Genomic DNA, 23,456 nt, shown 5'->3' on the forward strand with positions numbered 1-23,456 from the left:
CCGCACGAGCCCCTCAGCCCCGCAGCCCCCGGCGTACCGGGTACAGCGCCAGCCCGATGCACAGGGCTCCGGCCGCCAGCAGGTCCAGGCTCACGGCCATCGTGACGGCCCCGGCCAGCACCAGCAGCGGAGACGGGGCGGGGACCACGTCCCTGCGGAGGAACGCGAGCAGCGTGACGAGCGCCAGCAGTCCGAGCCAGAACAGCATCGGCACCACCGAGTAGACGACCGGCATCACACCGGGCACGTCCTGGATCTTCTCGAACATGTCGCTCATCGCCCGCTTGTCCGCCGCGAGGAACCCGACCACCAGGTCGATCGAGGCCTGGACCGCCACCGCGGCAGCGCCCAGCAATCCGGCCGCGGCCGCCACCCGGATGCCGGTCCGCCCGCCGCCACGCACCCCGGCCGGCCGCCTCAGCCCCAGGAACACCGGGACGAACGCCAGCACCCCGGCGAGGAAGAGCACGTGCGCCACCGACCACCACACCCCGGGGCCGTAGTCACCCACCGCGCGCCCCGCGAGCCGCACCACGCCGTAGCCGGCCATCAGGGCCGGGCCTGCGAGGAGCACCCTCGTGGTGACCGCGGTGTCGGGGCGACGCCGCGTCAATTCTGTTGTCCGCATGGCCTCATGGTCGCGTCGTGCCCGCGCCGGCAGCTATCGGGGATGCCCCGGGCACATCCCTGACCCGGACCCCGTGGCAGGTCGGGGACGGACTCGGGGTCATGCCTCCGTAGTGATCGCCGTCGCCCGCCACGGTGCCAGGCGGTGGACGTCGCGGGCCGTCTCCGTGACGCCGGTCAGGAAGCCCTGGGCTCTCGGGGACGCCGTCTCGTGGAGCCATTCCGGGGCGATGTCGCAGACGGCGACCTTGACCTCGGTGCCGGTGAGGGCGAGGGGCAGGGTGTGGACCACCGTGGAGGGGAAGCTCAGGACCGTGCGGCCGATGGGGCCGCGGCGGGCGATGAGTTCCAGGGGGAGGTCCGGGCGGACGATCTCCAGGCCGGTGGCCGCCTCCAGGGCGTGGAGCTTCTCGGTGGATTCGCGGCGGTGGGCGAAGTAGCGGGTGGCGCCGTGCGTACGGGCCAGGGCCGCGACCGCCTCCAGGTAGCGGGCGCGGTCGACCACGCCCGTCTCGACCAGGGAGGTGCCGACCAGGTCAGCGCCCTTGGTGAGCAGCGGCGGGCCGAAGCGGGAGCGGGTCCAGGAGAAGGTGTTCGGGATGAGGGTGACGCCGGGCGGCGGGATCACCGGCATGGCCGTGAACAGCTCGACCTCGCGCGCCGCCGACGGGGTGAAGCGGCGGCGGGCGGTGGCCGTCACGGGGGCGAGCGCCAGTTCGCGGGGGCCCGAGCCGCCCCGGCGGTGCCAGCGCACCAGGCGCTCGCCCCGGGTGAGCTGGGCGACGAACTCCATGGTGGCGGTGCCGTCGTCCACCACGGTGAGGCGGCGGGGGCGTACCAGTGTGAGCAGGAGCTGTACGTAACGCGAGAACGGGTCGCCGATGACGATGTGGTCGGCGTTCCGTATGAGCTTGGTGAGGGCGCGCAGCGACTTCAGCGGGGTGCCGGAGTCGCCGCGCGCCTCCTGCCAGCGCACGGTCATGCCCTCGTCGCGGGCCAGCTCCGCCATCCGGCGCAGCTGGCCGCGCGACATCGGGTCGACCGGGGGGAGGACGACGACGGTGACGTCCGTGAGGACGCGGCCGCCGCCTCCCTCGGTGACGGCCCACTCCAGGACGTTCAGGAGCTGGACCGGGCTCTCGACGAAGGCGAGGTTCACCGGCCGGCCCGTCAGACCGCGACCGGCTCGGCGGCCGGGGCCGCCGAGCCGCTCTCCGCGACGACGCCCGGGACCCGGCGGAGCTTCTTCATCGGGCCGAGCTCGGACTCGTACACCTTCTTGACGCCGTCGCCGAGGGAGGCCTCGATGGTGCGGATGTCGCGGACGAGGCGGGTGAGGCCCTGGGGTTCGACGGACGCGGCCTGGTCGGAGCCCCACATGGCGCGGTCCAGGGTGATGTGGCGCTCGACGAACGCGGCGCCGAGGGCGACCGCGGCGAGGGTGGTCTGGAGGCCGGTCTCGTGGCCGCTGTAGCCGATCGGGACGTTGGGGTACTCCTGCTGGAGGGTGTTGATGACCCGCAGGTTCAGCTCCTCGGCCTTCGCCGGGTACGTGGAGGTGGCGTGGCAGAGCAGGATGTTGTCGGAGCCGAGTACCTCGACCGCGTGCCGGATCTGGCGCGGGGTCGACATGCCGGTGGAGAGGATCACCGTGCGGCCGGTGGCGCGCAGGGTGCGCAGCAGTTCGTCGTCGGTGAGCGAGGCGGAGGCCACCTTGTGGGCGGGCACGTCGAACTTCTCCAGGAAGGTGACGGCCTCGGTGTCCCACGGGGAGGCGAACCAGTCGATGCCGCGCTCGGCGCAGTGCTCGGAGATGGCCCGGTACTCGGTCTCGCCGAACTCGACGCGGTGGCGGTAGTCGATGTACGTCATCCGGCCCCAGGGGGTGTCGCGCTCGATGTCCCACTGGTCGCGGGGGGTGCAGATCTCCGGGGTGCGCTTCTGGAACTTGACGGCGTCGCAGCCCGCTTCGGCGGCCACGTCGATGAGCGCGAGGGCGTTGTCGAGGTCGCCGTTGTGGTTGATGCCGATCTCGCCGGTGATGTACACGGGCTGCCCGGGTCCGGCGGTGCGGTTGCCGAGGGCGCGCAGACGGGAGGTGCTCATGGGATGTTCCTTACTCGGTGGGGGCTGAGGCGTTGGTGAGGGTGGGGCCCAGGAGCCAGGCCGCGATCTCGCGGACGGCGCCGAAGCCGCCGGGGGTGGTGGTCACGGTGCGCGCCGCCGCGCGCACCGAGTCGTGGGCGCTCGCGACGGCGACGGGCCAGCCGGCGAGCGCGAAGCAGGGGAGGTCGTTGACGTCGTTGCCGACGTACATGACGCGTTCGGGGGCGAGGGACTGTTCGTCGCACCACTGCTTGAGCGCGAGGTCCTTGCGGTCGATGCCGTGCAGGACGGGAATGCGCAGCTTGTGGGCGCGGGCGGCGACGACCGGGTTCTGTTCCGTGGAGAGGATCAGGAGCGGTACGCCCGCCTTGCGCAGCGCGGCGATGCCGAGTCCGTCGCCCCGGTGGACGGCGACGGTCTCGCGGCCGTCGGCGTCGATGAACACCCGGTCGTCGGTCTGGGTGCCGTCGAAGTCGACGACGACCGCGTCGATGTCGTCGAGGGTGGGGAGGGGGGCCGGGTCCGGACCGTGTCCGCGAAGTCCCGTCGTACGCCGCAGGCCGGACGGGACTTCGTGGGCACCGTCCAGCAGCGGGGCCAGCGCGCGGGCGCGGGCCAGGTCGTGCGGGTCGTCGATCTCCAGGACGCGGGCCGGGTCGGTGCGCACGAGGGCGGTGTCGCCGAAGAAGCGGTGGCGGTGGGTGCGGAACCCGGCCGCGTCCATGGCGTAGGCGGCGCCCGTTTCGAGGAGGTCCTCGGGTCGGTCCTGGCGGCGGGGGCGGAGCGACTTGTCGTGGTTGACGCCGTAGTTGTGGTCCTCGACCGCGCTGCCGTCGCGCCACAGGAAGCCGTGGAAGGGGGCGACGGTGACGGCCGTGTCGGCGCCCTCGCGGGCGACGGCGGCGGCGACCCGGTCGATGTCCTCGCGGGTGGTGAAGGGGCTGGTGCACTGGACGAGCAGGACGACGTCGACCGTGCGGCCGTGCATGGCCTCGTAGGCGTCGAGGGCGTGCAGGACGGCGGCCTCGCTGGTCGCGGTGTCGCCGGCGATGGCCTCGGGGCGCTGTACGCAGTGCAGTCTGCCGTCCTCGCCGAGGGCCTCCCCCGCGGCGCGGGCCGCCTCGGCGACGGCCGGGGCGTCGGTCGTCACGACGACGTCGCTCACCTCGCCCGACGCCAGGCAGGCGCGGACCGCGCGGACGACGAGCGGTACGCCGCCGACCTGGGCGAGGTTCTTGGCGGGCACGCCCTTGGATCCGCCGCGGGCGGGGATCACGGCGAGCACGGTGGGCTGCGTCATCGGTGCTCCAGTGGGTGTGTTGGTGGGGTCGGTAATTGGGGGGTGGGTGAAGGAGCGGGGCTGGGTGCGTGCAACTGCAAGGCGGAGGATTGAGGCAGATGGGGTCTCCCCTGCTCGAACGGAGTTGAGAGCTTGGGGAAGGAGCGTTGTTGATTGACGACAACGCGGCAGATGCGCGTGCCCAGCCCCGCGACGCCGCCCCCCAATTACCGACCCCACCCCGGTGGTGGTTTTCACAGCTCGCCCATGCGCCGGACGACCGGGGCGACGCGCTGGACGCCGTGGCGGTACGCGCCCCGGGCCGCGCCGCGGACCGCCTCGCGCACCGCTCCCCTGACCCGGCCGGTCTCCCGGACCGCGGTGGCGCCGGGCAGCGGGTGGCCGTCGGGGGCCAGGTGGTGGCGGGCGAGGATGCCGGGGAGGTAGCCGGGGGCGGTGGCGGGCGTGTAGTAGGGCGCGGGGTCGGGCAGCCGGCCCCGGTCGAGCAGGGCGGTGACCCGGGCGCGGGCGGTGTCGTAGGCCGTGGCGTAGCCGCCGTCGGCGGCGACGCCCTGGCCGGCCAGCCACGCGGGGTCGGGCCGCGGGCGGTCGCCGCTGTCCAGGGCGTCGAAGGAGGTGAGCAGGCCGGAGCCGGTGAAGTGGTGGTTGCCGAGGGTCTCGCGGACGCCGAGGTCGGTGAGGACGGCGGTCGGGATGCGGCGGTGCAGGGCCTCCAGGGCGGCCGTCGAGGAGACGGTGACCAGCAGGTCGGTGCGGTCCAGGACCTCGCCCATGTGCCCGTAGACCAGGCGGAGGTTGGGCGGGAGGCCGCCGGGCAGCCGCTCGGCGAGGCGCTGGTAGGGGTGCTCCTCGATGTGCGTGGTGTGCTCGCCGGGCTTGGAGCGCAGCTTCAGCAGGACCTCGCGTCCCGGGTGCAGCCGGGCGTGCTCGGCGAGCCTGCGCAGCAGGTACGTGCGGTCGGCGCGGGATTCCGGTACGGAGGGCTGGGCGGCGAACACGAGGGTGTCGCGGCCCGGTTCGGACCGGTAGGGGGCGCCGCCGAGGAACGGCAGGGCGGCCTCCGTGACGGCCGAGGCGTCGGCGCCCACGCCCTCGTACACCGCGCGGAAGCGTTCCGCGTCGTGGCGGGAGTTGGCGAGGACGATGTCGGCGCCGTGCCGCAGCAGGAGCCCGTCGGTGAGTTTCTCGTAGACGACGCCGACGTAGCCGGTGACGACGACGGGCCTGGCGGGCAGCCGGAGCGCGGCGAGGCCGTGCAGCATGGCCTGGACGGCGCCGCCGACGAGGGCGAGCACGACGACGTCGTAGCCTTCCTCGCGCACGGTGTGCAGGAACTCGACCGCGGTGACCTCGCGGACCCGGTCGGTGCTGATGCCGACGTCGCCGACCTCGGCGAGCTGGCGGGCGGTCGGGGTGGCCCGGCCGCGCAGCAGCAGTCCGCTGATCCGCGCGGGGGGCGTGGCGGCGCGGTCGTCGCCCGAGGTCAGCCGGCGCGCGGTGAGCGCGCCCCACTTCCATCGGGTGTCGGAGTCGGCGAGCACGGCCACCCGGAGCGCCGGGGACCGCGGGTCCGTTGACGCCGCCGCTGCGGGAGAGGCCGAATTGCTGTTGCTGAGGGGCACGTCCAAGACGTTAGGAAGGCCCGGGGATGGGCGGCCCAACGTAAAAGCAACAAAGGGTTAACAGCCCGCCGACGCTTGCCGAACCCGCAGCCCGGCCCGTTGGAAGGGGGCCGGAGAATTCCCTCGGGGGTTCGGCGGTTCACTGTTCCGACGGATTGTGTTCATCCGTCGTCCGCACGGCCGACAGGGCGAATGCCCGGCCCGGAACTAGCGTGACGCGGGTGGTCAAGCTCTCCGTCATCGTGCCGTTCTACAACGTTCGGACATATGCGCCAGACACCCTCAGAAGCCTTCGGGCCAACGCCCGCGAGGACTTCGAGTTCATCCTCGTCGACGACTGTTCGACCGACGGGACCGCGGAGCTGTTGCGCCGCGCGCAGGAGGAGATTCCGGGGGTGGCCGTCCTCGGACACGAGCAGAACGGCGGTCTGGCCACCGCCCGGAACACCGGTCTGGACGCGGCCCGCGGCACCTATGTCGCCTTCCTGGACGGCGACGACTGGCTGGCTCCCGGTTTCTACGCCGGGCTGCTGGCCAGGACCGAGGCGCTGGGCTGCGACTTCGTGCGCACCGACCACGTCCAGGTCGACGGCCGCAACCGCACGGTCCACCGCGTCCCGCACGGCCGCCGGGGCCAGGTCATGGCCCCCCGGGACGCGATCCTGCCCGCCACGCGCACCACGTCGGTCGACTACGCGTACGCCTGGGCGGGGCTCTACCACCGCCGGCTCCTGGACCGGGGGCTGCTGCACTTCACCGACGGGCTGCGTACGGCTGAGGACCGGCCGTGGATCTGGCGGCTGCACCGCGAGGCGGATTCCTTCGCGGTGCTCGGCCTTCTCGGAATTTTCTACCGGCGGGGCGTCGCCTCGTCCCTGACCCAGATCGGCGACATGCGCCAGCTCGATTTCATTCGCTCGTTCGACCAGGTCGTACGGGAAACCGCGGCGGACCGCGACGCGCACGCGTTGCTGCCGAAAGCGGTGCGCAACTATTGCGCGATCATTTCCCATCACATGGGCGCGGTGGAGAGGTTCGAACCTCCCGTGGCGCGTGCGCTGAAATCGATGAGCGCGGGTGCGCTGCGGCGGATGCCGCAGGACGTGCTGGACGAGGCCCTGGACTCGATGGACGTCGAGCGGGCGACCCTGCTGCGCCGGCTGCGCCGCCGTCCGGCCGCGAAGGAGGTGGCGGCCGCGTGAGCAGCAGCCGGAGCCGTACGACGCAGGTCTTCCTCGCCTCCACCCTCTACGGCACGGCGACGCTCGCCGCCGCCCTGGACGCGGGCCTCTTCCCCGGCGCGGACCGTCGCATCCTCCTCGTCGCGAACAACGCGCCGGTCCCGGAGACGGCCCCCTCTCTCGACGAGATGCCGGGATTCGACGCCCTGCGCACACGTTTCGACGAGGTCGTGTCGTGGAACGCGACGATCGCCCCGCACCACCCGGGCGTCTGGTCGCCGCGCCCGGACGACGTGCCGCTGTGGGAGCGGCACCTGCGGCTGGCGTGGGGGCTCGGTGACGACGAGGTCGAACTGGCCGTGGAGTCGATCCAGGTCGACCCGGCCATGGCGCTGTGCCGGATCTTCACCGGGGTACCGGTCGATGTGTACGCGGACGGGCTGATGAGCTACGGCCCGACGAGGAACCGGATCGATCCGCTGGTCGGGACCCGGGTGGGACGGCTGCTCCACCTCGATCTGGTGCCGGGGCTGCGGCCCCTGCTGCTCACGGAGTTCGGGGTGGGGGCGAAGACCGTGCCGACGGACGCCTTCCTGAAGGTGCTCGGGGAGCTGGACGACGCGGCCGGCGCGGCGGCGCTGCCGGCCGTCGAGTCGCCGGCGCTGCTGCTGGGCCAGTACCTTTCCGCGCTCGGGCTGATCGGGGCCGCCGAGGAGGAGGAGCTGCATCTGCGGATGATGCGGGGGGCGGTCGCGCGCGGCCACAGCCGGCTGGTGTTCAAGCCGCATCCGACGGCCCCGGCGCAGTGGTCGCGGGCGATGGAGGAGGAGGCGGGCCGGCTCGGCGCGGAACTGACCGTGCTGGACGGGGGCCTGCTCACGGCTCCGGTACTGGCGGAGGTGCTGTACCGGCGGATGCGGCCGGCCCTGGTGGTCGGCTGCTTCTCGACCGCGCTGCTGACGGCGTCGGCGTTCTACGGGCTGCCGGTGGCACGGGTCGGTACCCGGACGCTGCTGGAGCGGCTGACGCCGTTCGAGAACAGCAACCGGGTGCCGGTGACGCTGGTGGACGCGCTGGTGCCGGACCTGGAAGAGGGGGACGGGCCCGCGCTCGTCCCGGCGGTGGCGCCGGAGGGGCTGAACGACCTGGTGAGGGCGGTCGGATTCGCCATGCAGCCGAGGATCTATCCGCAGCTGCGTCCGGTCGCCGAGCGGTATCTCGCCGCCCGGACGGCCGCGGCCGGGCGCTACTTCAAGCGCAGGCGGCTGACGTCCCTGGGGCTGCCGGGCGGGGTGCCCGAGCAGTTCGCGTTCCTGCCGCGCAGCGCGGCGGTGCGGCGGGTGGCCCGGCGGGCGCGGGCGCTGCGGCGGATGGCGCTGCGGTAGACGTACGTGGCCGAGGGGGCGGGGCGCCGGTGGGCCCCGCCCCCTCGCCCCGCGTCAGATCCCCTTCAGCTCGGCCGCGTTGGCCTCGGTGACCTTCCACAGTTCCCGCTGGCGCCCGTGCACGTCGGCGACGGCTGCCGGGTGGTCGTCCAGGAGCCCGGCCGCCCGCTCCGCGAGCCGTGCCCCGAGGTGGCGGTCGTGGACGGAGATCCCCCACTCGGGCCGGTCGATGTCGGACAGGAAGTACGCCATCTTGGGGTGCGAGATCAGGCTGATGACCGGGGTCCCGCAGCCGAACGGGATCATGCCGGCGTGGCCGCGCATCCCGATGACCAGCTTGGTCCGTGCGTAGGTGTCCCGGATCTCGTCGTTGCCGAAGTCGTACATCGGGATGACGGGCAGCGAGATGCCGTGCTCGCGCCGCAGGTCGAACGCGATCCGCTCGTCGTCCAGCGAGTGGGCCACGCACTTGACCTCGGCGCGGGTGCCGAGCGCCTTCACCGCGCTCGCCGTCTCGGCCAGGAAGTGCGCGTAGTCGTGGCCGAAGCGGAGCCCCGAGCGGTCGTACGCGGCGTTGAGCAGGACGGTGTCCTCGCGTTCGGCCGGGTCCTTCCAGCCGTCCACCAGCTGCCGGGTGACGGTGGTCGGGCAGGGCTGGAAGCGGACCTTGTCGTGCAGGGACGCGGGCAGCAGCGCCCGGACCTTCTCGATCGAGCCGTGGTTGCGCAGGCCGAAGAACGCGGCGCGCTCCACGAGCTTGCGCAGCGAGGTCAGGAACCTGCCGCGTCCATGGCCGTACGCCTGGCCGTCGAAGGCGTTGAAGCCGACCGCGTAGACGATGACCGGCACGTCGATCCGCTCCAGCAGCCGGTCGGGGACGTTCCACTGCCAGCCGCTGTTGCCGTTGGGCGCGGTGTCCGGGATGAACAGGCCGCCGCCACCGATGACGAGGCCGCGGCGGGCGTTGACGCGTTCGAGCGCCGCCTCGTCGAACAGCCGGTGGGCGTGGACGGAGTGCCAGCGGTCCGGCCCGGTGTCGCGGTCGAAGGCCAGCCGGACGCTCTCGGGGAGGAGCTTGTCGCCGGCGTTGCCCTGCCGGTCCATGTAGAAGGCGACATGGGCGAGCTGCCGGTCCGCCGGGCCCTCGGCCGGCGCGGGGGCCTCCTGGGTGCGCAGCCGCATCAGCCGGTTCGCCCGGTGGGTCGGGTCGACGGCGAGTCCGTCGTGTGCGTACCGGGACGCGGCCGCGTCGTCGCCGTGGATCCAGGCGATCTGGGCGAGGCGCGAGAAGGCGGTGGCGGCCCGGTTGGGGGCGGCGGTGGCGAGCAGGAGCTGGGCGCGGGCCTCCTCGTAGCGCGAGACGCTCATCAGCGCGTGGCCCAGGACCTCGTGCGGCCACGCCTCGTCCACGGGGATGCGGACGGAGCCGAGCAGGTCGGCCGCCTCCTGGTACTCGCCGGCCGCGATGTGGGCGGCGGCGACCCGGCGGGCGCTCTCGGGGTCGGCGGTGCGGCGGACGTGCGGGGTGCCGTAGTGCACCAGCAGGTCGTGGTGTTTGGTGCCGGGTGCGGCGAGGTAGGCGGCGCGGAACTCGGCGTCGCTCAGGTCGAAGTCGCGCCACCGGTCCTCGGCCTGCCCGTACCCGGCCTCGCCGCCCTGCCAGGGCTTGTGGCGCCCGGTGAAGTGCAGGATCGCGGTGGTGTCGGGCACCGGGAGGTCGCCGGAGAGGCGGCGCTTGACGTAGTTGTAGCGGGCGTCGAGCCGGACGAAGTCCCCGTCGAGCACGGCGTTCAGGATGCCCTGGTCGTGCTTGTCCAGCTCGTACGCGCCGGAGCGGCCGGTCTCGTCGATCCTGGCGCAGAACGCGTCGCTCAGATACTCGCGCTGGATGACCAGCAGACCGCTGTTGAGCTTGTGCTGCCCGTAGAAGAACTGCGGAACGGCGGCGAGCCCGTCGCGCAGCCTCAGCAGTTCGCCCAGGTCGTCCAGGACGATCATGTCGGTGTCGAGGGTGATCACGGTGTCGTAGTCGCGCACCCGGAAGACGTCGAGGATGAAGTAGGCCTTGCGCACCAGGTAGTTGTCCTGGTCGCCCTTGGCGTACGTGTCGTAGTGCGCGGCGTCCACCCGGCGGAAGTCGGCGCGCGGGTGCAGGGCCCTGATCCGTTCGACCGATGCGGGGCGCAGCCCGTCGTGCAGGACGATGAAGTCCTCGCAGACCCCGGGGTTGGACAGGGCGAGGCTGCGGAGCAGGGTGAGGAAGCCGGGGAGGTAGTTCTCGTCCACGAAGCTCGCGAAGGCGACGCGGCGCTTGCCGGTGAGGGCGTTGGCGGGGGTGGGCGGTGCGGGGGTCGTCGTCATCGCAGGGAGATCCTCGTCTCGGTGACGCTCCGGGCGCGTTCCATGACCCACGCCTTTTCGCTGGTGTACTCGTGCACGGCGGTGATGGGCATCTTCATCGCGGCGGGCAGCCGGTAGGCGCCGCTCTCGTAGAAGTCGAAGCCGATCAGGTCGAGGCGGGGGCTGACGTCCAGGAAGTCCAGCAGCCACAGCATGTTGAAGCCGCTGGTGGGGATGGCCGGCCAGGCGTCGGTGCCGACCCGGCCGATGTCGCGCAGCGGCCAGCGCAGCGACTCGTCGCCCAGGTAGCGCTGTGCGCCGGGCACCAGCCGGTTGCGCAGCGAGTACTTCCAGTCGCCGGAGATCCCGCCGAAGACCAGCCGGGTGTCGACCTTCTTGTCCCAGTTGAAGCCGTGCTTGTGGATGGTGGCGTGGATGTCGGTACGGCTGCCGGTGGCCGCCGGGTCGATGCGGTACGAGTTGAAGCGGACGACGAGGTCGTACGCGTCGATCTCGGCGCCCAGCGAACTGTTGCCGACGCGCCGCGAGTTGGCGATCAGGCAGATCGACCTGCCGGCGATGCGGTTGCGGAATTCGCCGAGTGTGGTCCAGGTGACGCCGCCGAAGGCGGGGTCGGCGACCGGGCCGCGCATCCGGGTCCTGCGCTGTGCGGCGTACAGCGCGACGAGTTCGGTGAGCGCGGCCGGGTCGCCGGTGGCGGCGGGGGCGCCGCCGCTGCCCGGGGCGCCGGCCGCCTCCAGTGCGAGGGCGAGGTACTGGCCCAGCGCCTCCTGGATCTCCGGGACCGGGGCGCCGGCCCGGTCCTGGGCGATGAGCGCGCCGATCAGCCGGGACCGCGCCCGGTTCCAGTCGCCCCGGCCGGCGAGGGCCAGGCCCTCGGCCCAGGTGTCGGTGACGGAGGCGGCGGCGAAGGCGGCGGCCTCGGGGCAGCCCTGCTCCAGCTTCCGCAGCAGCTCGCCCTGGCTCTCGGCGCCGGCCCGCAGCCCGGCGGTCTTCGCCGCGACGCCGAAGCCGTCGTCGTCGGTGAGGGCGAGGTAGCGCTCGTACGCCTCGACGGCGGCGCTCTCCGCGCCCATCGCCTCCAGCACGCGGGCGCGCAGCCGCCAGGCCGCCCGGGAGCGCTTGCGCTGGGTCAGCACGGTGTCCGTGATGAGGACGGCGAGCTTCAGCTCGTCCTCGTAGCCGCAGTCCAGGGCCTTGTTGCCGACGGCGAGCAGCGGGTCCATCAGCGGGTCGGCGAGGGCCGGGGCGGAGCCGGTGCCGCTGCGGGGGACGCGGCGCAGCAGGGTGACCGGGGAGGCGTCGGGGGCGGTCCGCTCCAGGGCGGCGTGGGTGGCCAGCATGTGCCGCAGGGCCTCGGCGAGCGCGGTGCGCCGCCGGTCCAGTCCGGCGACCAGCTTCCCGCTGTGCGCGGCACAGGCCCGCAGGCAGGTCGCCAGGTCCGTCGGCCGGACGGTGGCGAGGGAGGCCGTGCCGCCGCCGGACGGTATCGGTTCCGGTGCCTCACGCTGTCGTGGCCGGCGGGTGCGGGCTTTCGTCATGGCGCTCCAAGCGTCTGGTGCCCGTGGGGGGAGGGGCGTAGGGAGGGGCCGGATGTCCGTCGGCCGTTCGGGGTTCCGTGGCACGTTAGGAAACCTGAACGGCCGCGGGATGAACTCGCCCTGTCGGCCCGGGAAACTGCGCTCCGGCCCGCCGGACATGTGCGGCGGCGGGCCCGTGCCGGGCGGGGCCCGGGGGGTGTTCTCCGGTGCCTGGATGAACGCCTGCGGACCATCAGGTGAACCGCCTCCCGCTCCACGGGATTTCACGATGTCCGATGACATATTCGACGCATCATGAGGACTCCGTCGCTTCTCCGGTCGCCGCGCGGCCGGTGTGCCACTCTGGCGGCCCTGCTCGCCGTCGTGACCGTCTGCGCGGGGGACGCGGCGGCCCGCGGTTTCCCGTTCGGCCCGCGCACCCGCGCCGTGAACGACCTGGGCAATCAGTTCGTCCCGTTCCACACCCACCTCTGGGACCTGCTGCACGGCCGGGCGGACGGCGGGCTGCTGCTCAACTGGCGGTCCGGGTACGGAAGCAGCTTCCTGCCGGACCTCGGGACGTACCTCAGCAGCCCGTTCGCGCTGCTCGTCGGGGTGTTCCCGAGGGACCGCGCCGACCTGGCGGTCTACGTGATCACGCTGGTGAAGACGGGCGTGGCGGCGGCGGCCATGACATGGCTGCTCACCGCGTTGCGCCGGGGGCGCGGCCGGGAGTGGGTCGCGGTCGTGCTGGGCGCCTCGTACGCGCTGTGCGGCTGGTCGGTGATCGAGGCCGTGTACAACCCGATGTGGCTGGACGGGCTGATCGCCCTTCCGCTGCTGTGCCTGGCAGGTGAGTGGGCGCGGACCGGGCGGCGGCCGGTGCTCGGCACGCTCCTGGTGACGCTCGCCTGGGTGTCGAACTTCTACACCGCGTACATGGCGACGCTCGGGGCGGCGCTGGTGCTGGCGGTCCGGCTGCTGCTGGAGGACGGCACCGCCCGCGAGCGGATACGGGGGCTGGGGCGCGCGGTGCGCACGGTCCTGCTCGGCATCGGGCTCGCCGCCCCGGTCCTCCTGCCGGTCTTCCTCGGCACCCGGCACGCCTATCCGGGCCTGGACCGGGAGTTCGCCCCGGCCGGCTGGTCCGATGTGGCGGCCCGGCTGCTGCCCGCCACGTACGGCTTCTTCAGCCCCGCGCTCTTCCTCGGCACCGGTTCCCTGCTGCTCGCCTGCGCGCTGGCCTTCCACCGCGGGGTGCCGCGCGCCGAGCGGTGGGTGTGGCCGGGGCTGGTGGCGCTCGTCGTCCTCTCCTTGCAGTGGGGGCCCACGCATCTGCTCTGGCACGCGTTCGCGACGCCGAACGGCAGCCCGTTCCGGCAGACGTTCGTGCTCTCGGGCCTGGTGGTGATCGCCGCCTGGACCGCTGTGGCGCACGGCCGTCCGGACCGGCGGGCGCTGCTGTGCGGGGCCGGGGTGCTGGTGCTGGTCGCCGCGGGCGCCGCGCCCAGCGACCTGGTCAGCCGCTGGACGTATCCGCTGTTCGCGGCGGGCCTGGTGGCGGCGGTCTGCGCGTTCGCGCTGGTACGCGGCGGCCGGTTCGCCGTGCTCGCGGTGGTGCTGCTGGTCGGGGCACAGGCCGGGCAGGCCGCGGCGACCACCGCGTACGCCGACCGGCAGCGGCTGAGGCAGCTGGACGACTACGCACCCTGGGGCGAGCGCCAGCGCCTCCAGGCGGAGGCCGTCGCCCGCGCCGACGGCTGGCCGCGCCACCGCACCGACCCGGGGCTCGAACAGGCCACGGCGAACGACCCGTTGACGGTCGGCGGTCAGGGCGGGGCGTACTACAGCAGCCATACGCCCGACGTGACGACCCGTACCTTCCTCGCGCTCGGCGGCGGCTGGACCTCGCGCGGGCGCGCCTTGCAGAGCCTGGACAATCCGGTGACCGACGCGGTGTTCTCGGTCGGCGCCCGGGTCCACATGCCCCGCGACCCGCACCAGAGCTGGAACCGCCCGGACGCCCGTCCGGTGACCGTGACCCGGCAGGACGTGCCGCCGCTGGTGACCGTGCGCCCGCCGGGCTCCGCCGCGTCCGGCTGGGGCCGCTCGCCGTTCCGCAACCAGGAGAAGCTGCTCGGCGCCCGGGTCTACACGCTGCCGACGACGACGCTGCGGTCGACCGACGGCGTGCCCGCCACGGACCGCAACACCCACGCGTACGAGGCCGAGCCCGGCACGTACACGCTGAGCGCGAGCTGTCCGGCGGGCAGCCGGGTGTTCCTGTGGGCGCCGGACCTGTTCGGCACCGCGCTGCTGGGCACGGCCGGCGACCCGCTGGACATCCGGGGCGATCTGCCGGCCCGGCGCGCCGGGGTGCTGCCCCTCGGCACGGGATCGGGCCGCATCGCGGTGAGCCTGCGGGCGGAGCGGCCCGGGACCGTGCCGCACGACTCGGTCGGCTGTCTGGACCCGGACCGGCTGGCCTCGGCGGTGGCGGGGCTGAAGCGGACGGGGGCGACGCGGGTGACGGTCTCCGGCAGCGGCGTGCACGCGTCGCTCCCGGCGGGCACCCGGGGAATCGCGGTGCTGGCCGCGCCCCGGATCGCGGGCTGGAGCTGCGACGGGCGCCCGGCGGGCTCGTACCTGGGCCTGGTCGCGGCCCCGGTGGCGGAGGGGCGGACCACGGTGGACTGCGCGTTCCGGCCACCGGGCCTGCGGGCGGGAACGGCGGCCGGGGCGGCGGCCCTGGCGGGGCTCCTCACGGTGGCGTTCGCTCCGACGGCCATGGGGCGGGTGCGGGTGCGGATACGGGAACGGCGGCGGCGCGGCTGACGGGGCACGCCTGGGGGGCGCGCACGCATGGCCTACGGCCCGGCGGGGTACGACAGCCGCCCCCGACACGCGCATGGTTGACGGCCCGACCGGGTACAGCGCCGACCCCCGACGCGCGCATAGTTGACGGCCCGACCGAGTACAGCGCCGACCCCCGACGCGCGCATAGTTGACGGCCCGACCGGGTACAGCGCCGACCCCCGGCGCGCGCATGGTTGACGGCTGGGCGGGGTAGCGGTGGCGGCAGTCGTCCTCAGTGCGCGCCGTACCGGGCCTCGATGCCCGCGACGATGAGCCGGAGACCGTCCTCGAAGCGTTCGTCGTAGCGGGCGAAGATCTCGGGGCCGGCCGCCGCGGCGAGCGGGTAGCGGGCCAGCCGTTCGGCGCGTTCGCCGACGTCGAAGCCCTCGCGCGGCCCCTGATCGGGCATCGGGCGGACGCCCTGCTCCTCGCTGACGAAGCCCATCGTGTACGCGTACGCGGTGGTGCCCGCCCGTACCGCCTGCCACAGCTCGAAGCCCGCGCCGACCATGGTCCGCAGATGGGTTTCGAGGCCGTCGGCGTGGTCGGTGCCGGTGAACCGCGCGCCGCCGTAGACCTTGGCCCCGTCGCGGTAGCGCAGCAGGGCCCGGCGCAGTCCGCTGTTGTAGGCGACGAGCTGTTCCTGCCAGCCCTCCGGGGTTGCGGCGGGGAGGTCGTCGGCGAGCATCCGCCGGTACATCACCGTGGCCATCTCGTCGAGCAGCGCCTGCTTGTCCTTGAAGTGCCAGTAGAGCGCGGGCGCCTTGACGTCCAGCTCCTTGGCGATGGCGCGCAGGCTGAGGCCGTCGAGGCCCACCTCGTTCAGCAGCCGCAGCGCCGTGTCGGCCACCCGGGACCGGTCGATCTTCGTCGTACCCACGGTGCCAAGTTAACAGCCCTTCCTTGACAACTTAACACCGTTAAAGTCACACTCGGACCATGGAACTTAACACCGTTAAGGAAACTGACGTCCTCGTCGTCGGCGCCGGCCCGTGCGGCCTCGCCCTGGCCTGCGACCTGGCCCGCAGGGGCGTCCGCGCCCTCGTCGTGGAGCAGGCACCGGGCCTCTTCCCCGGCTCGCGCGGCAAGGGCGTCCAGCCCCGCACCCGGGAGGTCCTGGACGACCTCGGGGTGGGCGGCGCGGTCCGCGCGTACGGCGGCCCGGCACCGGTCGGGATGGCCTGGCAGAACGGCGAGCGGATGGGCGAGCACCGCATGTTCCGGGTCGCGCCGCCGACGGACGCCGAGCCGTACGGGGAGCCGTGGATGATGCCGCAGTGGCGCACCCAGGAGATCCTGCTCGCCCGGCTGCGCGAACTGGGCGGCGACGTCGCGTTCTCGACCGCGCTGACCGGCCTGGACCAGGACGCCGAAGGGGTCACCGCACAGCTGACCGGCGGCCGGGCCCGCGCCTCCTACCTGGTCGCGGCGGACGGCGGACGCTCCACCGTGCGCCGGGAGCTGGGCATCGCGATGACCGGGGAGACGGTGGACCCGGCGCCGATGCTGGTGGCCGATGTACGGATCGCCGAGGGGGCGCTCGACCGGCTCAACTGGCACATGATGAACGCCGACGCGGGGTTCATCACGCTCTGCCCGCTGCCCGGCACCGAGGACTTCCAGCTGGTCGCCCAGTTCAAGGAGGGCGAGCCCGACACCTCGGCGGACGGGGTCCGCGCGGTGGTCGCCGCCCGCACGCACCTGGCAGCGGCGGACGTCACCGAGGTGCGCTGGGCCTCCGACTTCCGCCCGCGCGCCGCCCTGGCCGACCGCTTCCGCGACGGACGGGTCTTCCTGGCCGGGGACGCCGCCCACGTCCACTCCCCCGCGGGCGGCCAGGGGCTCAACACCAGCGTGCAGGACGCGTACAACCTGGGCTGGAAGCTCGGGCAGGTGCTGCGGCACGGGGCGCCCGCCGCCCTGCTCGACAGCTACGAGCGGGAGCGCCGCCCGGTCGCCGCCGAGATGCTCGGCCTGTCCACCCGTATCCACCGGGGCGAGCAGGAGCGCGGCAGGGCAACCCAGCAACTGGGCCTGGGCTACCGCGAGGGCCCGCTGTCGGTGGGCCGGGCAGGCGCGCTGGAGGCCGGCGACCGCGCGCCCGACGGACCGGCGGACGGCCGGCGGCTGTTCGACGTCTTCCGGGGCCCGCACTTCACGCTGCTGGCCGTCGGCACCGAAGCGCAACTGCCGGAGCCCGGCACGGCGGCACTGCGGACGCACCGGCTGCCCGACGCCTACGAGCCGTACGGAACGGGCCTGTTCCTGATCCGCCCCGACGGCTACATCGGCTGGGCGGGCCGGGACACGGCCGGTCTTGCGGAATACCTCACCCCGCTGGGCCTCGGCCTCGCGGCAGGCTGAGCCGGCCTCGTCAGACGCTGCTGAGCGACAGCTTCGCGGCGAACCCGAGGAACAGCACCCCGGCCGCCGACGTGGCCCCCGCCGAGAGACGCCGGCGGCTGCGGAACGCGGCGGACAGCCGGGTGCCGCCGAATATCAGCATCGTCAGGTACAGGAAGCTGGCGATCTGGAGCAGGGTGCCCAACACCAGGAAGGAGAGCGCCGGGTAGGCGTAACCGGGGTCGACGAACTGCACGAAGAACGAGATCAGGAACAGGATCGCCTTCGGGTTGAACAGGCTGACCACCAGCGCCCGCCGGTACGGCCGCTCCATGCCCCCGGGCACCTGCGCCGCGTCCTCGCCCTCCCCGGTGATCTCGGCGACCCTCCGGTGCCGCTCGCGCCACATCGACACCGCGGCCCGCAGCATCCCGATGGCCATCCAGGTCAGATACCCCGCACCCGCGTACTTGACGACGGCGAACAGCACGGGCGTCGTCTGCAACAGCGAGGAGGCGCCCAGTGCGGACAGCGTCATCAGCACGGTGTCCCCGGTCCACACCCCGGCCGCGGCCACGTACCCGGTCCGCACCCCGCGCCGGGCGGCGACGGACAGCACGTACAGCGAATTCGGCCCCGGCAGCAGAACGATCAGCACCAGGCCGGCGAGATAGGTCGGAAGGTCGGTGACACCCAGCATGAAACGGAGTGTCGCACGCGGGTACGACACCCGGTCCGCCAGGTCCCGCGAGCCCGCCGCCCCGGACCTCGTCGCCGTGTCACCGCCACGGCGGCAGCCGCATCGTTACCGCTTTTCCATCACGCGCAAGGATTCGGCAACCGGTCGGAGCGGGAACCCGTCCCATGGAATACACGGATTCAGGGGGTCGGGATGACAGGCACCAGCAGGACCGGGCGCGGATGCGCGCACAGGGGCGTCCGGGGAGGCGGCGCGGCCACCGCCGCCGTGGCCGTCCTGGCGCTGGCGGCCGTGACCGCCGGGTGCAAGGCGCAGGCGGCCGACAGCGCGCGGGCCGCTCCGTCGGCACCGGCGAGCAGCAGTTCCGGCTCGCCCACCGAGGACGCGAAGCCGGGCGGGGACCGGACGGAGACGGCGAGCCCGTCCGCGAGCGCCACGAAGACGAAGGAACCGGCGAAGGCGCCGCCGAAGCCCAGCGGCACGCCGTCGTCCGCCGATCCGCAGGGCACGGTTCTCATAGCGAGCGGGGCGGAGGGCAAGCAGGTGCGCGAGTTGCAGGCCCGGCTGCGTCAGATCGGGCACTTCAACCGCACCCCCACGGGCTACTACGGGTCCGTCACGGCCACCGCCGTGCAGTCGTTCCAGGGCAAGCGCGGCCTGTCCAGGACCGGGAAGACGGACACCGTCACCTGGCAGAAGCTGCTCGGCATGACGCACACGCCGACGGCCGCCGAGCTGAACCCCCCGACCACCGTCCCGGTCGCCGAGCCGGACAAGCGGTGCCTGACGGGCCGGGTGCTCTGCATCAGCAAGAACAGCCGGACCCTGTCCTGGATGATCGACGGCAAGGTCGTCTCGTCCATGGACGTACGGTTCGGCTCGCAGTACACCCCGACCCGCGAGGGCACGTTCTCCGTGTACTGGAAGTCGCGGCACCACGTGTCGTCGATCTACCACACGGCCATGCCCTACGCGATGTTCTTCAGCGGCGGCCAGGCGGTGCACTACTCCTCGGACTTCGCGGCCCGCGGCTACAACGGCGCCTCGCACGGATGTGTCAACGTCCGGGACGAGGGGAAGATCGCGTCCCTGTTCTCCCAGGTCCGCAACGGCGACAAGGTCGTCGTCTACAAGTAGCGAGTCCTGCGAGCAGCGGGTGTTGAGGGGCGCGGGCGGGACCGGGGGAACGTGTCCCGCCCGCGCCATGTGCGCCGAGCCGTAGGTACGGGGGGAACCCCGGCTCCGGGCGCTGCCGATGACCAGTCGGCTCATTCTGTACAGCGTCCGCAGGCCGGAAAACGTCACACCCGGCGGTATCGGCCGTCAGCGGGCCGCCGCCGAGGCGGTCGGATCCGGCGCGGAGGAGGTGCCGGAACCCCTCGTCGCCGGGTCCGGGGCGATGGCCGCCACCGAGGGGCCGGGCGACTCGGTGAAATGGATGGACGGGAGCGCGCCCGAGGCGTCGCCGCCCTGCTCGGCGTTCCCGTCGCCGCTCTGACCGTCGCTGTCGTCGCCCGCCTTGTCGAGCAGCCGGTCGCAGAAGCGGTCCAGGTTGCGCGCGCCCTTGGCCAGGGCTTCGAGGCGTTCCCTGCGGTCCTTTTCGAGCTTGCCGTCGCGGTAGTCGCGGCAGGCCTTCAGGGTCTTGGCGTACCAGGCGGCGGACGTGTCGTCCTCGTCGCCGGACCCGCCGTGCCCCTTCTCGGTGTCCGTGGACCCGCCGGCGGCGGTGTCGTCGTCGGTGCCCGTCCCGCCGCCCGGCCCACTGCCGTCCGACCGGTCCGTACCGCTGTCGCCCTTGCCGCTCCGGCCGCTGTCGGGGGTGGTGCCGTCGGCGTGGGCGGTGTCCTCGCCGTCCTGGTCCGTGCCGCCGCCGGGGGGCGGGGCGTGCGGGGACGGGGTGCTCGGGTCGGGGGAGCCGGGCGGCGGCGGTACGGACGTCTCCTCGTCGGGGACGAGGCCGGAGCCCAGCTCCTCGGGCGAGGCGGCGGCCGAGACCGAGGTCGCCGGGGAGGGGGTGTGCCGGCCGAAGGGGACGGGCAGCACGCCGGTCCCGGCGGCCACGGCCACCCCGCCGATCGCGCAGCACGCCACGGAGGCGACCAGGCCGAAGCGCAGGGGCCGGCTCCAGCGGAAGGCTCGGTCGCCGCGCGGACCCGCCGCCCCGGCACCCGCGCCGGATGCGGCCCTGCCTATGCGGACGGGCGCGAGCATCGCGGTCCCGTCGTCGTCCGCCCCGGCTCCGTGCGCGGCGGCGGCCCGGCCCGGGGCCGTGCGGGGTGCGGTGCGGGTCCGGCGCGGGGCGGCGCGGAAGGCGGCCAGCGCGGCGGCCTCGCCGGGCAGTTCGCCTGTGGCGGGCAGGGCGGTGCGGGCTGCGGCGCCCAGGGCTGCGGCGAGGCGTTCGGCATCCTGACAGGGGCGGCCTTCGGCAGAGTCGACCGGTTCGCCGCGGAGCAACTTCTCCGCCGCTTCCTTGTCAAGCCATGCGTACTGCTCGTCGGCCATCACATGTCCTTCTGCGTCCGGGGACGCGAATGCGTCACACCGGCGGGAGCCACCAGGCCGGTGCGTGAGGGGCGTTGCGCGGGTACGGCGCCGAGTTCCGCCGCCTCCGCCGTGCTGTTCCGGAGAGAGGCCGACGGGGCCCCGGGGCCGGCCGGGCGCCGGGGCGGGACGACCGGTGCGCCGGTTGAGCCGCCGCGCGGAAGGCCGCCCTCCGGGGCCGCGGTGCGCGGGAGGCCGGTGTCCGTCACGGCACGGTGCGGACGGCCGGCCTCCGATGCGCCGACGCTCGTCGCTCCGCCGCGCGGACGGATGCCTTCCGGGGCGCTGGTGCTCGTCGCCGCACCGCGCGGACGGATGCCTTCCGGTGCGCCGGGGTCGGTCAGTCCGCCTCCGGCGGCAGGGCGCCCGGTGTCGTCCCGGCCCTCCCCGCTGTCGGTCCGCAGCAGTTCGGCGAGCCGCTTCAGACCGCGGTGGGCCGCGGTGCGGACCGCGCCCGGCCGCTTGCCGAGCGTCTGCGCCGCGCTCTTCGCGTCGAGCCCGACCACGACGCGCAGCACCACGGCCTCCGCCTGATCCTGCGGCAGCTGGGCGATGAGCGACATGGTGCGGCCGGTCGCCAGGGACTCGATCGCCTCGTCCGCGGTGTCGGAGAAGGCCGGCTTCTCGGACAGCTCCGTCTCGTCGCCGCCGATGGCGGGGCGCCTGCCGCGCATCCGGAGATGGTCCAGGGCGCGGTTGCGGGCTATGCGCGCCGCCCAGCCCCGGAAACGGTCGGCGTCCCCACTGAAACGGTCGAGGTCCCGGGCTATCTGCAGCCACGACTCGGACGCCACGTCCTCGGCGTCCGGCTCCCCCACCAGCGTTCTTATGTAGCCCAGCAGCCGCGGCTGCACAGCGCGGTACACAGTACGGAAGGCGTCCTCGTCCCCGTGCTGTGCCGCGAGCACCGCGGCAGTAAGCCCCGCGTCGTCCCCCAGCACTCCCTCAACCCTGCCCTGCCGTCTTAATCGCAGCTGGTCACCACTGCCGCGCCTCCCTGCGCGACTCAGCACGCTACGTCCTTCGCGTGCACCACGTCCATGACTTGTACAACCCGCAACATTTCCTCCCCTGCCCCCGGTGTGACAGAAAACGCACCCACGGCGCTGAGATGAGTACGGGGTCGTCCTGCGGCCCCGCGGAAGACGACCGGGGCCTCTCCTGTGGGGGGTGGCGGCCCCGGTCGTCCTCGCCGGGCTCCCGCGCGCGCCTCCTCGAAGAGCGCCGCCCTCCGGACGAGCAGGCGACTGCCGCGCTCGCCCGCGAACCGCGCGGCGTGCCGCCTCCTCCGGTCACCGACGCCGCGTACAGCCGGCGGCAGTCCACCGGGCACAGACCCGCCGGGACCTCCTCAGCCCCGCCCCCGTGCCCGTCGCGACACCGCCGCGCGCAGCACCCGCTGGCCCTCCGTCGACACGTCGAGGACCTGGCGCAGCCCGGCTCCGGCGGGGGCGGACTCGTCGATGCCGGCGAGCATCTCCAGGATCAGGGTCTGGCGCGCGGCCTCGCCCGCCAGCAGTGGGCCCGCGCCGGCCGGTCGGCCCGTGCGGCAGCGGGCCGGTAGATCCGGGGCGCCGGGCCGGGGCGCGTCGTGGCCGAGATGGACCTCCAGGGCCAGCACGGAACAGTCGTCCGCCCAGGCGCGCAGCTCCTCGCCCGCCCGCTCGTGCGGGGCCGCGGCGAGCAGTTCCCGGACCCGCCGGACCGGCTCCCCGGGGTCCGGCAGCGCGTCCAGGGCCGCGCGCGCCTCGGCGAGCCGGGCGGGCCAGAGGCTTGCGTCGGCGCAGCCGGCCCAGAGCGGGCGCAGCGGGTCGGGGTCCGCGCCCGCCCCGGGCTGGGGCAGACAGCGTTCGAGGCAGGCGGCCGCACTGGCGGCGAGCCCGCGCTCGTCGGCTGCGGCGATCAGTTCGAGCAGGCTCATGACGTCTCCTGTCGGCCCCCGCCCGTGCCGGTCCCCCGCCGGGACGCAGCGGGGCGCAGCGCTTCCTGTTATCGCATTCAGCGCCGAATGGCCGAAAAGCGTCACTGCTGCTGGCCGATTACCGCTGCCTCACGCTGCCGGTGCGCGCCGGAGCCCGAACCGTTACCCCACCGCGAGCGGGCCGAGCGTCGCCCGCTCGCCCTGCATCGCCGTCAGCCCGCGGACGAGCAGGACGGCGAGGACCGCGGCCACGATGTCCAGCACGTCGGAGAAGGCGACCAGGTCGAGCGCGTCGGTGATCTCGTCCAGGGTCTCGGCCGCTTCGTAGCGCCGGGAGGCGTACCGGCCAAACAGCTGTGCCGCGACCAGCGCCACCCACCAGGCGTGCAGCAGTACGCCCGGAAACGCGGACCGGCCGCCGGGGGTACCGGGCAGCTCGCTCGCGGTCCGGACGTCGCGCACGACCCGGTACGGCAGCCAGAGGTTGCCGATGGGCACGAACCAGGCGCCGATCGCCCAGCCCGGCCGCATGGAGTGGGCGCCCGGGTCGAAAACCTCCGCGTTGCGACGGACCCGGCGCAGCCAGATGAGGAAGACGACGGCGGTGGCCAGGAGAGTGAGGCCCTGGAGCGCGCCGGTGGACTGGTACAGCGCTTCGGCGTGGGTCCAGGTCAGGTCGTCGACCGTCGCGTAGCCGTCCTCCGTCCGGTCCCCGAGCAGCAGCCGGGCGTGGACACCGGAGGCGATCGAGAGGGCGTCCGCCACGGCCACCGAGCCGAGCAGCACGCACACCACCCTGCCCAGGGCGACCGGTGAGCGCAGGTGGTACAGGCCGGCCGGTACCGGTACCGGCCTCACCCTTTCCCCCTCGCGGTGGAAGCCGGTGCACATCGCGCACCGGCCGTCAGCGGTGCTGGCCGGTCTCGCACCACAGAGTGAACAGAGCATGGAAATGGAACCCCCCAGGATTCGGACGTCAACGCGTGGACCGCG

18 protein-coding genes are annotated in these 23,456 nt (G+C 73.8%); 5 read left to right on the forward strand and 13 right to left on the reverse strand.

Features of this window, described 5'->3' with window-relative positions:
• Positions 1-13: 13 nt before the first annotated feature.
• The 5 genes from B082_RS35545 to B082_RS0103690 form a co-directional block, all read right to left on the reverse strand.
• Complete coding sequence (locus B082_RS35545) at positions 14-628, reverse strand: hypothetical protein (protein WP_051094573.1); 615 nt, start codon at positions 626-628, stop codon at positions 14-16.
• A gap of 99 nt (positions 629-727) precedes the next feature.
• Positions 728-1,786: a hypothetical protein gene (locus B082_RS0103675; protein WP_018550465.1), complete on the reverse strand. Its 1,059-nt coding sequence runs from the start codon at positions 1,784-1,786 to the stop codon at positions 728-730.
• An 11-nt stretch (positions 1,787-1,797) separates the two neighbouring features.
• Positions 1,798-2,733: an N-acetylneuraminate synthase family protein gene (locus tag B082_RS0103680; RefSeq protein ID WP_018550466.1), complete on the reverse strand. Its 936-nt coding sequence runs from the start codon at positions 2,731-2,733 to the stop codon at positions 1,798-1,800.
• A 10-nt stretch (positions 2,734-2,743) separates the two neighbouring features.
• Complete coding sequence (locus B082_RS0103685) at positions 2,744-4,033, reverse strand: acylneuraminate cytidylyltransferase (RefSeq protein ID WP_018550467.1); 1,290 nt, start codon at positions 4,031-4,033, stop codon at positions 2,744-2,746.
• Between the two features lie 233 nt (positions 4,034-4,266).
• Positions 4,267-5,655, reverse strand: coding sequence for a DUF6716 putative glycosyltransferase (locus B082_RS0103690; protein ID WP_026249397.1), 1,389 nt, complete (start codon positions 5,653-5,655; stop codon positions 4,267-4,269).
• A 221-nt stretch (positions 5,656-5,876) separates the two neighbouring features.
• Between B082_RS0103690 and B082_RS0103695 the strand changes: the two genes are divergently transcribed.
• Both B082_RS0103695 and B082_RS0103700 read left to right on the forward strand, forming a co-directional pair.
• Positions 5,877-6,857 (forward strand): glycosyltransferase family 2 protein, encoded by a 981-nt coding sequence (locus B082_RS0103695; RefSeq protein ID WP_026249398.1) that lies wholly within the window; start codon positions 5,877-5,879, stop codon positions 6,855-6,857.
• Positions 6,854-8,221 carry a polysialyltransferase family glycosyltransferase gene (locus B082_RS0103700; protein WP_018550470.1) on the forward strand — a complete coding sequence of 456 codons (1,368 nt, stop codon included), beginning with the start codon at positions 6,854-6,856 and terminating at the stop codon, positions 8,219-8,221. The genes B082_RS0103695 and B082_RS0103700 overlap by 4 nt, the downstream gene beginning before the upstream one ends.
• Before the next feature lie 54 nt (positions 8,222-8,275).
• Here the strand turns inward: B082_RS0103700 and B082_RS0103705 are convergent, their stop codons facing one another.
• Together B082_RS0103705 and B082_RS0103710 are read right to left on the reverse strand one after the other, a co-directional pair.
• Entirely contained in the window at positions 8,276-10,582 is a 2,307-nt protein-coding gene (locus tag B082_RS0103705) for a glycosyltransferase (RefSeq protein ID WP_018550471.1), read from the reverse strand.
• Positions 10,579-12,123 (reverse strand): glycosyltransferase family 29 protein, encoded by a 1,545-nt coding sequence (locus B082_RS0103710; RefSeq protein WP_018550472.1) that lies wholly within the window; start codon positions 12,121-12,123, stop codon positions 10,579-10,581. Before B082_RS0103710 ends, B082_RS0103705 begins: the two co-directional genes overlap by 4 nt.
• A 294-nt stretch (positions 12,124-12,417) precedes the next feature.
• Here B082_RS0103710 and B082_RS0103715 point away from each other — a divergent pair, with 294 nt between their 5' ends.
• On the forward strand, positions 12,418-14,937 hold the full coding sequence (locus B082_RS0103715; RefSeq protein WP_026249399.1) for a YfhO family protein: 2,520 nt from the start codon (positions 12,418-12,420) through the stop codon (positions 14,935-14,937).
• A 253-nt stretch (positions 14,938-15,190) separates the two neighbouring features.
• On the opposite strand, the gene B082_RS0103725 is transcribed toward B082_RS0103715, so the two are convergent.
• On the reverse strand, positions 15,191-15,838 hold the full coding sequence (locus B082_RS0103725) for a TetR/AcrR family transcriptional regulator C-terminal domain-containing protein (RefSeq protein ID WP_018550474.1): 648 nt from the start codon (positions 15,836-15,838) through the stop codon (positions 15,191-15,193).
• 59 nt (positions 15,839-15,897) lie between these two features.
• Between B082_RS0103725 and B082_RS0103730 the strand changes: the two genes are divergently transcribed.
• Positions 15,898-17,322 carry an FAD-dependent monooxygenase gene (locus tag B082_RS0103730; RefSeq protein WP_018550475.1) on the forward strand — a complete coding sequence of 475 codons (1,425 nt, stop codon included), beginning with the start codon at positions 15,898-15,900 and terminating at the stop codon, positions 17,320-17,322.
• A gap of 10 nt (positions 17,323-17,332) precedes the next feature.
• On the opposite strand, the gene leuE is transcribed toward B082_RS0103730, so the two are convergent.
• Positions 17,333-18,001 (reverse strand): leucine efflux protein LeuE, encoded by a 669-nt coding sequence (gene leuE, locus B082_RS0103735; protein ID WP_018550476.1) that lies wholly within the window; start codon positions 17,999-18,001, stop codon positions 17,333-17,335.
• Positions 18,002-18,193: 192 nt separating this feature from the next.
• On the opposite strand from leuE, the gene B082_RS0103740 reads away from it, so the two are divergent.
• Positions 18,194-19,138, forward strand: coding sequence for a L,D-transpeptidase family protein (locus B082_RS0103740; RefSeq protein ID WP_026249400.1), 945 nt, complete (start codon positions 18,194-18,196; stop codon positions 19,136-19,138).
• 186 nt (positions 19,139-19,324) lie between these two features.
• Here the strand turns inward: B082_RS0103740 and B082_RS0103745 are convergent, their stop codons facing one another.
• From B082_RS0103745 to B082_RS0103760, 4 genes are all read right to left on the reverse strand, one after another.
• Positions 19,325-20,503, reverse strand: a complete 1,179-nt coding sequence (locus tag B082_RS0103745; protein ID WP_018550479.1) for a hypothetical protein — start codon at positions 20,501-20,503, stop codon at positions 19,325-19,327.
• The gene (locus B082_RS0103750; RefSeq protein ID WP_026249401.1) at positions 20,503-21,483 is read right to left on the reverse strand and encodes an RNA polymerase sigma factor; all 981 of its coding nucleotides are present in this window, start codon (positions 21,481-21,483) and stop codon (positions 20,503-20,505) included. The genes B082_RS0103745 and B082_RS0103750 overlap by 1 nt, the downstream gene beginning before the upstream one ends.
• Before the next feature lie 410 nt (positions 21,484-21,893).
• Positions 21,894-22,463, reverse strand: coding sequence for a hypothetical protein (locus tag B082_RS0103755; RefSeq protein ID WP_018550481.1), 570 nt, complete (start codon positions 22,461-22,463; stop codon positions 21,894-21,896).
• Positions 22,464-22,625: 162 nt separating this feature from the next.
• On the reverse strand, positions 22,626-23,321 hold the full coding sequence (locus B082_RS0103760) for a DUF4328 domain-containing protein (protein WP_026249402.1): 696 nt from the start codon (positions 23,319-23,321) through the stop codon (positions 22,626-22,628).
• Between the last annotated feature and the right edge of the window lie 135 nt (positions 23,322-23,456).

Source organism: Streptomyces sp. ATexAB-D23 (genome assembly GCF_000373645.1).
Classification (GTDB): Bacteria; Actinomycetota; Actinomycetes; order Streptomycetales; family Streptomycetaceae; genus Streptomyces; species Streptomyces castrisilvae.